This window comes from Pseudomonas sp. Fl4BN1 (assembly GCF_009908285.1).
GTDB lineage: Bacteria > Pseudomonadota > Gammaproteobacteria > Pseudomonadales > Pseudomonadaceae > Aquipseudomonas.
Genome location: NZ_JAAARM010000014.1, coordinates 133159 through 146067 on the forward strand (window position 1 = coordinate 133159; position 12909 = coordinate 146067).

The 12909-nt window shown below is 62.6% G+C and carries 10 protein-coding genes; 4 read left to right on the forward strand and 6 right to left on the reverse strand.

All coding sequences use genetic code 11. The annotated features are described in order from the left end of the window. Positions 1–15: 15 nt before the first annotated feature. From GV818_RS17545 to GV818_RS17555, 3 genes are all read right to left on the reverse strand, one after another. A complete protein-coding gene (locus GV818_RS17545) occupies positions 16–2610 on the reverse strand; it encodes a fimbria/pilus outer membrane usher protein (RefSeq protein ID WP_256679482.1) in 2595 nt (864 codons plus the stop codon). Between the two features lie 34 nt (positions 2611–2644). Further along, positions 2645–3406, reverse strand: a complete 762-nt coding sequence (locus GV818_RS17550) for a fimbrial biogenesis chaperone (protein ID WP_161777094.1) — start codon at positions 3404–3406, stop codon at positions 2645–2647. 238 nt (positions 3407–3644) lie between these two features. After that, positions 3645–4175 carry a fimbrial protein gene (locus GV818_RS17555; protein WP_161777095.1) on the reverse strand — a complete coding sequence of 177 codons (531 nt, stop codon included), beginning with the start codon at positions 4173–4175 and terminating at the stop codon, positions 3645–3647. A 670-nt stretch (positions 4176–4845) separates the two neighbouring features. Between GV818_RS17555 and GV818_RS17560 the strand changes: the two genes are divergently transcribed. Beyond that, positions 4846–5664: an alpha/beta fold hydrolase gene (locus GV818_RS17560; protein ID WP_161759835.1), complete on the forward strand. Its 819-nt coding sequence runs from the start codon at positions 4846–4848 to the stop codon at positions 5662–5664. Positions 5665–5713: 49 nt separating this feature from the next. On the opposite strand, the gene dsbG is transcribed toward GV818_RS17560, so the two are convergent. Genes dsbG through dsbD form a run of 3 tightly spaced genes read right to left on the reverse strand, consistent with a single transcriptional unit; the run spans position 5714 to position 9068 of the window. Next, entirely contained in the window at positions 5714–6481 is a 768-nt protein-coding gene (gene dsbG / locus GV818_RS17565; protein ID WP_161759834.1) for a thiol:disulfide interchange protein DsbG, read from the reverse strand. Next, positions 6457–7320, reverse strand: a complete 864-nt coding sequence (locus tag GV818_RS17570) for a TlpA disulfide reductase family protein (protein WP_161759833.1) — start codon at positions 7318–7320, stop codon at positions 6457–6459. The genes dsbG and GV818_RS17570 overlap by 25 nt, the downstream gene beginning before the upstream one ends. Beyond that, positions 7320–9068, reverse strand: a complete 1749-nt coding sequence (gene dsbD / locus GV818_RS17575; RefSeq protein WP_161759832.1) for a protein-disulfide reductase DsbD — start codon at positions 9066–9068, stop codon at positions 7320–7322. Before dsbD ends, GV818_RS17570 begins: the two co-directional genes overlap by 1 nt. 154 nt (positions 9069–9222) lie before the next feature. Between dsbD and GV818_RS17580 the strand changes: the two genes are divergently transcribed. From GV818_RS17580 to GV818_RS17590, 3 genes are all read left to right on the forward strand, one after another. Then, on the forward strand, positions 9223–9900 hold the full coding sequence (locus GV818_RS17580; RefSeq protein ID WP_161759831.1) for a response regulator: 678 nt from the start codon (positions 9223–9225) through the stop codon (positions 9898–9900). Next, a complete protein-coding gene (locus tag GV818_RS17585; protein ID WP_161759830.1) occupies positions 9901–11226 on the forward strand; it encodes an ATP-binding protein in 1326 nt (441 codons plus the stop codon). A gap of 234 nt (positions 11227–11460) precedes the next feature. Further along, entirely contained in the window at positions 11461–12873 is a 1413-nt protein-coding gene (locus GV818_RS17590) for an aspartate aminotransferase family protein (protein ID WP_161759829.1), read from the forward strand. The last annotated feature ends 36 nt before the right edge of the window (positions 12874–12909 follow it).

A 12909-nucleotide genomic window follows, 5' to 3' on the forward strand; every position in this document is an offset into this window, starting at 1 on the left:
TGGCAGTCGTACCTTTCATATGGCGGGGCCTTGCTGGCAGGTGGCGTTGAGGCGGATCAAGGCTTGTTCGGCGACACTGTCGGTGAACTCATAACGCAGGTCGCAGCCATGGTCCGGGTCATCGCCCCACTTGATGTGCAGCGCGCCCTGGCGGTCTGCAACACGGGCATAGATCTGGCTGGCCTGACCCACCATGCCGATGACGTTGCCTTGGTCGTCCATGACGTTGGCGCCCAGCGGCAAAGGTTCGCCGTCGGCGTGCGTCGCCTTGATCAACAGGGCATGGCCGACCAGGGTGCGGAACTGCACCTTGACCGCGGCGCCGGCATAGGGCGCCACGCGGCGTTGATTGTCTTGCAGTTCGGCGTTGCGGTTGATGCCGGTGGAGTTGAGGCCGATGTCGTTGTAGCGGTAGGCGCTTAACGACGGAATCAAGGCGTAGCCGTCCGGGTTGATTGTCGCTCCCTGGCCGTTGCGCACCTCGGCGCCGCTGGCGCCCTTGGCTTCGATCAGGCCGAAGGTGTCGCTGAGGTAGGGGCCCAGGGTCAGGCCGTCGCTGTGCAGGACCGCCGAACCTCGGGCGTTGGCGCTGGCCTGCCAGTAGTTCTTGCCCTTGGAAAAGTTGCCACCAATGGTGGCCAGTGGGCGGCGTTGCTGCAGGCTGCCGCCCCAACTGGTGACCTTGTCCTGATCGTTGCGCGAGGCATCCACGCCGTAGCTGAGGTTCTGGGCCTCGTCCAGGGTGCCGCTGATACTGGACTGATAGGTGTTGCCCCCCGCGGAGTTGCGGGTGACCGAGCTGAACAGGTACGGCGAGCGTGGGCTTGAGCCCAGCGGCATCGACAGGCTGAGCATCAGCAGATTGGTCCGGTTGTTGGTGTTGCGGGAGTAAACGTACTGCGGTTGCTGGCCATCGTCGCTCAACTGAGTCTGCCGGGATTCCTGGCGGCTGACTGAAAGGTTGTAGTTGAGCTGTCGCCAGTTGTTGGAGTAGCCCAGTTGCAACTGGGTATCCCGGCTGTTGTCGCTGTAGTAGTCGCTGGTGGAAGCGGACAGGTAGAACTGGCCGAAGTCCCCCAGCGACTGGTTGATGTTGGCGGTCAGCTGGGTACGTTGCTGGTAGCTGCCGGAGCTCCAGGTTTGGTTGTTCTTGAAACTTTTGCGCACCCCGAAGACATCGCTGAGATCACGATAGCCCTCGGTGGAGTAGCGGTAACCGGCCAGTGATACGGTGGTCGAGGTGGGCTGGAAGGTTTTGCTGTAAGTGCTTTGCAGGCGCCATCCGGAACTGCGTTGATCGTTCTCGATGCGAGCGGTGGAGAAAGTGCTGTTGAGGCCGAAGGCACCGTAGGCGGTAGCCAGTACCCCACCCGCCAACAGGGCCAGGTAGTCGTCCGCAATCCGCACGCCACTGTTCAGCGTCAGGTTGTTGTTCAGGCCGTGTTGATAGGTGAGGTCCGCAAACAGGTCGTTGGCGCCGATGTCGCGAGCCTGACCCAGGGTTGCGTTGTAGCGCGAGGCACCGGGGCGCATGGAGTCCGGTACGGCGGTAAAGGGTACGGTAAAGCTCGAGAGGCGACCGTCCGCTTCGATCACCTCGACTTCCAGGTCACCTTGGTAGCTGGTGCCATAGAGGTCATCGATGATGAAGGCGCCTGGGGCTACGTTGGTTTCGTAAATGGTGCGGCCATTCTGCTTGACCAGTACGCGCGCATTAGTGGCAGCTATGCCCCGTACTTGGGGGGCGTAACCGCGCAGGGACTCGGCTTGCATGCGGTCGTCGGTGCCCAATTGCACCCCGCGAAAGGCCATGCTGGCGAACAGGTCACCGGCAGTGAAGCTTTCGCCCAGGGTCATTTCGCTGTCAAGGGCCGGCAGGGCGCGTTGCGCGTAGGTGCGCAGGTTGCTCCAGTCCGTTCGCGACTCGCCGCTGCTGGTGTAGCGCGCGCTGGACTGTTGACGCAGGCGCCACAACCCCAGGTTGATCCCGGAGTTGAGGCCAAGATAGGCGTTGTCGCTGTTGCCGGTGCGGCCGCTGGAGTAGGCGGAGTGGTAGTAGTTGGTGTTGTAGTTGAAGAACGCCATGCTGTCGCCGGCGTCCCAATCGCTGGGGGCGACGTGGTCGCGTGGCACTTGGGTCATCAGGCTTTGGGCGATCGAGATATCCAGGCGCAAGCGCGAAAGATCGAAACGGCTGCTGGCGACACCGCCCAGGCGCTGGGACAGCGGCGCGCAGTTGGGTTGCGCGGCCTGTAGCGTCGCTTCCGGCGGCAGCGCTCCTGGGGGCGTCTTTGCGCTGGCGTGGTCATTCAGGCGGTTGGGCTTGACCCCTGCATCGAGGAGAAACTGATCGCTCAGGCACGGCGCGACATCGGCGTCGTTGACCGATTGAAAGTCCACCACGGAGCGCGTCACGAAGTTGTTGTTCAAGTAGATGTCGACTTGATAGCGCCCAGGCTCGATGGCCTTGGCCCGGTTGAAGCGCGAGAGGCTGGCTTTTGCCCGCTGGCCGAGGGTCAGTTCGTCGTCGAAGCTATAGCTCGATGGCGGCTGCTGTTCATCGGACCACGCCGTGGGGGAAAGGCAACAGGCCGTCAGCAATGCCGCCATGTGCCCGTACCTGAAGCACAAAAGCAGGTTCATCTCAGCGTGCAATCCCGTACTCGCGCAGGACCTGTCCGCCGAAGTCGTTGACCAGGGCTGCGCTGATGCGCAACGGGCCACTTGGCAGGGTTCCGGCATTGACCAGGCGCCATTCGGCCTGACTGAACGGGGCCAGCATTTCGGTTTTGAACGGTACCGCACGTTTTTCGGCCAGTACTTGTCCTGCCGTCAGCGTGGCGAAGTAACCGGTAGGGTTGTGCGCGGTTATCAGCCAATCCTGACCTTGCTGGGCGATGTGAAAGCTCAGCTGGGATTCTATGTCGCTGGGCTTTCCGGTGATCTGGTTAGGGCGATAAAACAGCTTCAAGCGGTTGCGCAGGGTCAGTTGAATGCGATTCTGATCACTGTACTCGGGGGCCTTTGGCGGTATCTGCAGGGTGTTCAGGTAAAACACCGATTCGCGATCCTGGGGCAAATGGTCAGCGGTCAGCATGATGCGCACGGTCTGCCCGGATTTTGCTTCCATACGAAAAATAGGCGGCGTGACGATAAAGGGCGCATCGGCGTTTTCTGGATCGGACTGCGGGTTGTTGATGTCCGCCCAGACTTGGATGAGGTTGGGATGCGCATCCGAATTGCTCAGTTGCAGGCTGACTTCCCTGGCATCGGCCGGATAGATGATTCGGGTTGCCTGCACGATCACGCTGGCCGATGCAGGAAGTATCAGGGCGCAATAACTAAGGAGCGTACCCCGGAGGAGTACTCTTATTGCTCTATTTGAAAGGCTGTGTCGTGATGTCATGACATTGACCTCATCTGGGTTGCGGAAACAATGTTGTCGGGCCCGACACAGGCACGTCGATTGAGAAAGTGCACGGCAAGGTATTCACAGTCGTAGCGAGTGCGCTGAACTTCGAAATGAAATTTTCAGCTCTTGGGGTGGGGAGTTGCTGGCCATCAATAAGATAACGATCCTACTGATGGCGCTTGTTACTTTACTTGTCCCGGTGCAATGCTTGGCGGTGAGTTGCCATTGCTGGTTACGGATAACTAATGGAGTACTGCATCGACCCTGTCACGCTGCCCACACTGGCAACACCCGTGGCGTAGTAGCGTACGAAGTAGTCACGCTCGGCACTGGTGGTATTGGCAGGCAATGTGATGCCATCCACCGCAGATTGCGAGGTCCAGTTGTTCAGGTTCAGGATGGTGCCGTTGGACAGGTTCGATACCACCAGTTCGACGTTGGCAGCGGTGCCGGAGTTAACCAGGTGGCCTGTGGCGTTGACGTTGTTACCGACGAAGCCGACCGTCAGTACTTTGTCGTTGGCATCGCTAGGGCAACCTGAAACACCGACGGTGAAGTTGGTCTCACCGGCGGTAGTCCCGAGGGTGGCCAGATCGGCAGCAGCAACCGTGGGCAGCACTACCAGAGCGGTGGCACTGTTGTTTACGGTAACCGAACAGGTCGAAGTGTTGACCAGCCCCTGAAACTTGATGGTGTTGGATGCCATGGCCAGACCCGGCATGCCGATGATGCCAAGGGCAAGTAAAGCTGTCTTGAATTGCATAGTGTATTTAGTCCTTTATGAGAGATTTCGGTGTTGCTGCTAAGTGGCTATGTAAAGCTGGGCGGTCATGGCGTTGATGTGAAAACTTGTTGCTGATTAATTGAAGTTCATGCCATTTACATGTCTTGAGCAATGGCGCGGCCTATCTCTTGAGAAGCGCTGCGTTGGAGTTTATTCAGGGCTTTTACATGTGATGGATAGGCGGTGGGTTTCGTGCTTGTCGACTTGATTGTTTCTGTGTTTGGTGGGGGTTGCTGTAGTGTTTAGATGTTAACAAGCAGTCGTTGGTGTGGGTTTGAGAGTTTTCCTAAAGTTCAAATAAACACTGTCTAGAAAAATCCGGAGTAACTTTTTTCAACTACGTTGCAAGTTTTTATCTCTGTGGTGTTCCAGTCTATGTTCCGTGAAACAGCCCTTGCACAGTATCTTGCCGGACTGTTCAGCCCCTTTCCTGCAGCCGGGCGACGACATTGAGTGCGGCCTGATTTGCTTCATGTTGCATGCCATGGACAGTGGCGGACTGCGCTGGACTCCCAGTTGTACGGGGATGTGGATACTGCTTCCGGGTACTTCCTGAAACGTTTTTGTCGGTCGGGTCCGATTGACTGAGCCGTGTTGCACGGCACAGTCTGTCGGACCTTTTTTGTCATCCCTGTACAGGAATCCCCTAATGCCTTTCGCCACCCTCGATGGACAAACGCTGCACTACCTCGATCAGGGGCAGGGGCCCGTGGTGCTCCTGGCCGGCAGCTATTTGTGGGACACCGGCATGTGGGCGCCGCAGATCGAGGCATTATCGGCGCAGTACCGAGTGATTGCCGTGGACCTGTGGGGCCATGGCCAGTCCGGGCCGATGCCGCAAGGCACGACGTCCCTGGATGATGTGGCGCGGCAGATGCTGGCGTTGCTGGATCATTTGCACATCGAGCGGGTGACCCTGGTGGGGCTGTCGGTGGGCGGCATGTGGGGCGCGCGGCTGGCCTTGGCGGCGCCGCAGCGGATCGCCGGGTTGGTGCTGATGGACACTTATCTGGGGGCCGAGCCGGAGCCGACCCGGCAGTACTATTTCTCGCTGTTCCAGCAGATCGAAGACAGCGGCGTGATCGCCGAACCGCTGCTGGATATCGTGGTGCCGATCTTCTTCCGGCCGGGCATCGATCCGCAGTCGGCACTGTTCCAGGATTTTCGTGCGAGCCTGGCGGCGTTGCCCACCGAGCGTTTGCGCCAGAGTGTGATTCCCATGGGGCGCATCACGTTCAGCCGGGGCGACCTGTTGCCTGAGCTTGCCCAACTGGATGCGCAGAACACGTTGCTGCTCTGCGGCGAGCAGGACAAACCTCGGCCTGTGGCGGAAACCGTCGAGATGGCCGAGCGCATTGGCTGCGCTTATCAATTGATCCCCGAAGCGGGGCATATTTCCAGCCGGGAGAACCCCGAGTTTGTCACCCAGGCGCTGCTGGACTTTCTGGCGGCGCGGCATTCGCGCTGAGGGCAGGGCGCCCGTGGAGCACGGGCGTCTTTAGGCATTGCCGGCGGGGCTATTTGGCGCCGAGGATCTGCGTCAACTTGCCCGGCGCCGGGGCGCCTTGCTGCTGTTGCAGTTCACCCTTGTCGTCGAGGTAGAAGATTGCCGGGGTCGCTGACAGCTCCAGCTCCTCCATCAGTTTCATGTTGGCGTCGAGCTTGGTTTGCACGGCCTTCGGAATGCTATCCAGGGCCTTGAGGCTGCTGCCCTTGCCAGCCTTTTCATGTTCTTCCAGGGCTTGCTGCGGGTCCTTGGCGGCCAGCAGGGCGGCGGATTTGCCCGGGCTGTCTTCGCGAATGATGCCCACCATGATGTGCCGCAACTGCACTTTGCCGGCTTTCACCCAGGGCCGTGCCTGTTCCCAGAACATGTTGCAGTAGGGGCAGTTGGGGTCGCTGAATAGGTAGACGATGCGTGGCGCATCGGCCTTGCCGTCGGCGATCCAGTTGCTCTTGTCCAGATTGCCCCAGACTTCCTTGGCCATCGGTGCGTAGACCAGTTTCTGCAGTGGTTCGGCGCTCAGGTCCTTGCCGTTGGCGTCGTACAGGTTGCCCAGCAGCACGTGCTTGCCATCGGCGGTCAGGTACAGGGTCATGCCGCGATTCTGGTATTGCGCGGCGTAGCCCTTGAGGCCATCGGGGGCGTCGAAGCTGCCGATGATCTTGGCGCCTTTTTCCTCGATCTTGCGGATCGGTGCAGGCAGTTCTTCGGCCTGCAGCAGTGGGGCGTTGAGCAGCGCCGCGCCCAGGGACAGGCTCAGCAGGTGGCGGATGAAGGGCATGGCAGTTTCCTTGAAGGGGCGACCGAGGTCGGGTGTGCGCCGTCGAAGTTTTCCAGGGCCCGGGCCAGGCTGGCCTCGGACAACTCTCCCAGGTGGCTGCCCAATAGGCGGCCATCGGCGCTGTAGAACAGCGTAGTCGGCAAGGCCATGGAGCCCACGGCTTTGCCCAGGCGGCCGCTGCCATCAAACAGCACGTTGTTCAGGTTCAGGTCCTGGGTGGCGAGAAAGGTGCTGACGCTTTGCATGCTTTCAGCCTGGTTGACGAACAGGAAGGTCAGGTCCGGGCGTTGCTGTTGGGCCTTTTCCAGCACCGGCATCTCGCGTCGGCAGGGCGGGCACCAAGTGGCCCAGAGGTTGATCACCAGGGGCCCGCCCTGGTAGTCGGTGAGTTGCACGGTTTCCCCGGCGGCATTGCGCAGGGCCACTTCCGGCAGGCGGGTGCCCTGGTCGTAGAGGGTCAGCGACAGGGTCGCCAGCAGCCAGAAGGCCAGCCCGGTGCCGACTCCGGCTGCCAATGGACGCCGCAGCGCCGGGCGCTTCCAGCCCCAGGCCAGGGCTGCCAGCAGCATCACGATGACCCCCGGCCAAGCGAGGAAACCGCCGTCGCGCAGGTCGATGATCATCCACGGGTCGTGCTGGTAGTGGCGCCAGTAGGCGATGACGAAACAGATGCGGGCGGTGAGCATGCCCAGCAGGAACAGCGAAAACAGTACCGACTCGGGGTTGTCGCCACCGCGCTTGGCCACCCGCCAGCCGACCAGGGTGGCGAGTGCCAGTGCACTGATCAGCAGCAGGTGGTTGAGGGCAATGGCAAAGGTGCCGATGGTAAACGTCAGCATCAACGAGCTTCCCGGGTCTGGGTCCAGCGTTGCAGGAATTGCGCGGCATTCACTTCACCGGTGATGCGTTGGCTACGGCGCTCACTGCCATCAGGGCCGATCCACAGCATGCTCGGAGGCCCCGGCACTTGGTAGCGACTCAGCAGTCCGCGGCCGTCGGCGTTGTCCAGGGTCACGTCCAGGCGCAGCAGGCGCACATCCTTCAAGGCATCGAGCACTTGAGGCTGACCGAACACGGTTTTTTCCATGATCTTGCAGGACACGCACCAGTCTGCGTAGTAGTCCAGCAGCACCCACTGGCCCTGGGCCTTGGCGCTGTCCAGGGCACTCTGCAGCTCGGCAGGCGATTTGACCGTAGTGAATGCATCGTGGGCGGTGACGTTACTGGCAACCCCGCCACCGCTGTAGACCTTGAGCGGCTGCCAGGGGTCGTCGCTGCCCCCGGCGGCGCCCAGCAGCAGCATGCCGCCCCAGACACCGAAAAGCAGCGCGCCGGCACCGAACAGGTGCAGGAAGCGGCCGGCAATCGCTCGTTGCTGCCAGGTGCAGTAGGCCAGCACCAGGGTCAGTGCGCCCCACAAACCGATCCACAGGCCGGCGCTCAGTACCGGGCGCAGCATGTAGATGGCAGTGCCGAGGAACAGGAAGCCGAACACGCCCTTGAGCAGGTTCATCCATGGCCCGGGTTTAGGCAGGAAGCGGTTGCCCACTGTCACCAGCAACAGCAGCGGCAGGCCGATGCCCAGGCCCAGGACGAACAGCGCCAGGCCACCGAGCAGCGCGTTGCCGGTCTGGGCGATATACAGCAGCCCTCCGGCCAGGGGCGCGGTCATGCACGGGCCTACCAGCAAGGCCGACAGGGCGCCAAGAACACCGCAGCCGATCAGGCTGCCGCCCTGGCGCTGGCGGCTGGCGCCCTCCAGGCGGTCGCGCAGCAGCGCGGGCATCTGCAGCTCGAAGAAGCCGAACATCGGCAGCGACAGCAGGACGAACAGGCTGGCGAAGCTGCCCAGTACCCAGGGCTGTTGCAGCCAGGCCTGCAAGTTGCTGCCGAGCAGGGCGGCGATCACACCCATGCCGGCGTACACCAGGGCCATGCACAGCACATAGCTGCTGGCCAGGGCCAGGCCGCGGCGTGGGCTGGCGCCGCTGCCGACGACCATGCCGGCAAGGATCGGCAGCATCGGCAGCGAGCACGGAGCGAAGGCCAGCAGCAGGCCGAAGCCGAAGAACGCCAGCAGGCTCAAGCCCCAGGATTGATGTTCCAGGCCACTGGCCAGGAGCTGGTCCTGGGCCGCGCCAGTGGCGTTGTCGCCGGTGCTGGCCGCAGTCGCCGCTACGCCGCCCAGGTCCACTTCCAAGGTTTGTGGCGGATAGCACAGGCCGGCATCGGCACAGCCCTGCCAACCGACTTTGATCTTACCGCTGGCACCGGCCGGCAGCTTCAGTTCCAGGCCCTGGCGATACACCGTCTGGTCGCCGAAGAATTCGTCGCTGTGGTCTTCACCGGCGGGCAGGACTGGATGCTGCTCCTGGGGCAGGCCGTCGAATTTCAGGCGTTTCTGGTACAGGTAGTAGCCGTCGGCGATCTGCCAGAACAGCTGGGTTTCCCCCGAGGCCAGGCGTTCGGAGGTAAAGGCGAAGGCCTTGCCCACCGGCAGGAAGTCAGGCTTGACCTCGAACGGGTTGTTGCCGGCGTGTGCCAGGGAGGTGAACAGCATGAACAGCAAAATCAACAATCGACGCATGGCCAAGCCTTAAACCGGTGCAAGTAGCGAGCACAATGGCGGGTCCTGATTAACCGATGATTAACCCTACTTGGCTTGTGGCCAGGCCAGGGCGGGCATAATGTCCGCTTAATCCGCAGCCTGCTTAATCAACGCCTTTGTTACAGGACCGACCATGCACGTACTTGTCTGTGAAGATGATGAGCTGATTGCCAGCGGGATAGTCGCCGGCCTCACGGCCCAGGGCCTGACGGTCGAACATGTGGCCACCGCTTCAGCGGCGCGGGCCATGCTCGGCGTGGCCGAATTCGACGTGATGGTACTGGATCTTGGCCTGCCGGATGAAGACGGTTTGAAGTTGCTCAAGCAGCAGCGCCAGCAAGGCCTGGAGATTCCGGTGCTGATCCTCACCGCCCGCGACTCGGTGACCGACCGGGTCGATGGCTTGCAAGCCGGTGCCGACGATTACCTGCTCAAGCCCTTCGACCTGCGGGAACTGGCCGCGCGCCTGCACACCCTGTTGCGTCGCGTGGCCGGGCGCAGCGTCAACCTCATCGAACACGGACGCCTGACCTACGATCCGAGCACCCGGGAAACGATGCTGGGCGGCCAGCCGGTGGACCTGTCGCGGCGCGAGCAGTCACTGCTCCAGGCGCTGCTGCACAACCGTGGCCGGGTACTGTCCAGCGAGCAATTGAAAGACAGCGTCTACGGTTTCAACGATGAACTGGAAAGCAACGCCTTGAATGTGCACATCCACCACCTGCGCCGCAAACTCGGCAACGGCATCGTCGAAACCGTGCGTGGCCTGGGCTATCGCCTGGGCCCGGCAGATGGCGAGGAGAACCCGTAAGTGAGGAGCCTGCGCCTGCGCCTGAGCATGACCCTCGGCGCCGCCTTCATCCTGATCTGGGCCCTGGCTGCGGCCTGGATGCTCAGTGACCTGCGTAACCAGATGATGTTTTCCCTGGACCAGCGCCTGGTGGCTTCGGCGCGCATGGTTGCCGGGCTGCTGGAACAGATGCCGGCACTGCCGTCCCACGGCCCGGGCAACCAGATCAACAGTGCGGCCCTGACCATTCCCGGGGGCATGGCTTGCCAGGTCAGCTCCCTGCGCGGGCAGATCCTGGCTCGTAGCCACAGCTCCCCGGAGCATCCACTGGAAGCCGAGAAGCTGGGTTTTCACGACCAGATGATCGACGGTGCGCCCTGGCGCACCTTTACCCTGGCGCGCGGTGACGTGCGCATCACCACCGCCGATCGACAGGTCGAGCGCGAGGCCCTGAACCTGTCGGTGCTGCTGGCGGCCTCGGTGCCGGTGGGTGTGGCCCTGCTGGGTTGCCTGTGGTTGCTGTGGCTGGGCATCGGCCAGAGCCTGGCGCCGTTGAACCGGATTCGCGATGCGCTGATGCGCCGCAGTGCTGATTCCCTGGAGCCGCTGCAGATCCAGCCGATGCCCAGCGAGTTGCGGCCGCTGTTGGAGACCCAGAACCAGCTGTTCCAGCGCATCGCCAAGACCATCGAGCGCGAGCGCCGGCTGACCGGCGACGCGGCCCACGAACTGCGCAGCCCGCTGACGGCAATCAAGACCCACCTGCAAGTGGCGCGCATGACCGAAGGCGCGGCCCGGGATCAGTCCCTGGCCCGGGCCGAGGAGGGCGCCGACCGCATGCACCGGACTCTGGAGCAGTTATTGTTGCTGGCGCGGGTCGAGGGCAGCCTGTCGTTCGATGACGGTGTGCACTGCAACGCCGAGCAGGTCGCGCGTCTGGCGATCCAGGACGCGGCCGTCGGTGCCCGCCAGCGGGTCAAGCTGCACCTGGGGGACAAGGCTGGCGAAGCCCCGGTGGAAATGCCTTCGACCCTGGCCATTGCGGCCCTGCGCAACTTGCTGGACAACGCTCTGCGGCATACCCCGGATGAATGTCCGGTGGAGTTGAACCTGGAGATTGTCGGCGGCCGTGTGCGTTTCCAGGTGCGCGACCATGGCACGGGGATTCCCCCGCAAGACCTGCAACACCTGACCCAGCGCTTTTGGCGTGACAGCCAGAGCAGTGGCTGCGGGCTGGGCCTGGCGATTGTCCAGGCAATAGTCCAGCGTTGCGATTGCGACCTGAACTTCGACAGCCACCCCGACGGCCTGCGGGTCGAGTTGACCCTGCCTGCCCACCGCGCCTGACCCATCACCGCCCCCTGTAGGAGCGGGCTTGCCAGCGAAGGAGCCGGAAAGATCGCCTTCGCCAGCAAGCGGGCTCCTACGGGGCGATATGTGCAATTTCATCGTCCCGGGGTGTAAATCCTGACCTCGCTGATGCGTTTCCAGAACAGGAAAGCCTGTCAGTGCGCACCCTCCTTCGGCTGCGCATCCGGCCGGTGGCCGTTTTGCTTAAATTGCAGCGTGAGGGTTCGAGACATGTCAGCCGTTACCAGCCTTATGGAAGATCAGCCGGTGGGCCTTGCCCCTACATCGGCGGAGACCCTTTACCAGTTCGACGAGTCGCCTCTGCTGGCCCGTCAGAACCGTCAGGAATCCAATGCCCGCAGCTATCCACGGCGGATTCCCCTGGCCCTCAAGCGGGCCAGCGGGATTCATGTCGAGGACGTTGAAGGCCGGCGTTTCATCGATTGCCTGGCCGGTGCCGGGACTCTGGCCCTGGGCCACAACCACCCGGTGGTGATCGCCGCGATCCAGCAAGTGCTGGCCGATGAGTTGCCGCTGTTGACTCTGGACCTGACTACCCCGGTCAAGGATCAGTTCGTCCAGGACCTGTTCGGCCTGTTGCCCGAGGCCCTGGCCGCCGAAGCCAAGATCCAGTTCTGCGGCCCCACCGGCACCGACGCGGTGGAAGCGGCGTTGAAACTGGTGCGCACGGCCACCGGACGCAGCACTGTGCTGTCGTTTCAGGGCGGTTACCACGGCATGAGCCAGGGTGCCCTGAGCCTGATGGGCAGCCTTGGGCCCAAGCGTCCGTTGGCCGGTCTGTTGAATAACGCTGTGCAGTTCCTGCCCTTTCCTTATGACTACCGTTGCCCGTTCGGGCTGGGTGGTGCGGAAGGGGTCAAGGTCAACCTGCACTACCTGGAAAACCTGCTCACCGACCCGGAAGCGGGGGTGGCCCTGCCGGCGGCGGTGATCGTCGAGGCGGTGCAAGGCGAGGGCGGGGTGATCCCGGCGGACCTGGATTGGCTGCGAGGTGTGCGGCGCATCACCGAACAGGCCGGCGTGGCGTTGATCGTCGATGAAATCCAGAGTGGTTTCGGCCGTACCGGCAAGATGTTCGCCTTTGAACACGCCGGGATCATTCCCGATGTGGTGGTGATGTCCAAGGCCATCGGCGGCAGCCTGCCGCTGGCGGTGATGGTCTATCGCGACTGGCTCGACACCTGGCAGCCAGGCGCTCATGCCGGCACTTTCCGCGGCAATCAGATGGCCATGGCCACCGGTTCTGCGGTGATGCGCTACCTCAAGGAACACCAGGTGCCTGAACACGCAGCGGCCATGGGCGAACGCCTGCGTGAGCATCTGTTGATCCTGCAGCGGGATTATCCACAACTGGGGGACATCCGCGGCCGTGGGCTGATGCTTGGCGTCGAACTGGTGGACCCGGCCGGCGCGGCGGATGCCCAGGGCCATCCGCCGCAGCACGCGCGCCTGGCGCCGCTGGTGCAGCGTGAATGCCTCAAGCGCGGCTTGATCCTGGAGTTGGGCGGGCGTCACGGCAGCGTGGTGCGTTTCCTGCCGCCGCTGGTGATCACCGCGGCCCAGATCGACCAGGTGGCGGAAATATTCAGCAAGGCCGTGGCTGCGGCGGTGGCCAGCGTTTAATTTTCTGCGCGGTTGATTCGTTCCTTCTACACAATC

Coding starts and splice junctions, on each gene's coding strand:
- GV818_RS17545 (WP_256679482.1), bottom strand. CDS start 2,610: ATGGCGGCATTGCTGACGGCCTGTTGCCTTTCCCCCACGGCGTGGTCC.
- GV818_RS17550 (WP_161777094.1), bottom strand. CDS start 3,406: ATGACATCACGACACAGCCTTTCAAATAGAGCAATAAGAGTACTCCTC.
- GV818_RS17555 (WP_161777095.1), bottom strand. CDS start 4,175: ATGCAATTCAAGACAGCTTTACTTGCCCTTGGCATCATCGGCATGCCG.
- GV818_RS17560 (WP_161759835.1), top strand. CDS start 4,846: ATGCCTTTCGCCACCCTCGATGGACAAACGCTGCACTACCTCGATCAG.
- dsbG (WP_161759834.1), bottom strand. CDS start 6,481: ATGCCCTTCATCCGCCACCTGCTGAGCCTGTCCCTGGGCGCGGCGCTG.
- GV818_RS17570 (WP_161759833.1), bottom strand. CDS start 7,320: ATGCTGACGTTTACCATCGGCACCTTTGCCATTGCCCTCAACCACCTG.
- dsbD (WP_161759832.1), bottom strand. CDS start 9,068: ATGCGTCGATTGTTGATTTTGCTGTTCATGCTGTTCACCTCCCTGGCA.
- GV818_RS17580 (WP_161759831.1), top strand. CDS start 9,223: ATGCACGTACTTGTCTGTGAAGATGATGAGCTGATTGCCAGCGGGATA.
- GV818_RS17590 (WP_161759829.1), top strand. CDS start 11,461: ATGTCAGCCGTTACCAGCCTTATGGAAGATCAGCCGGTGGGCCTTGCC.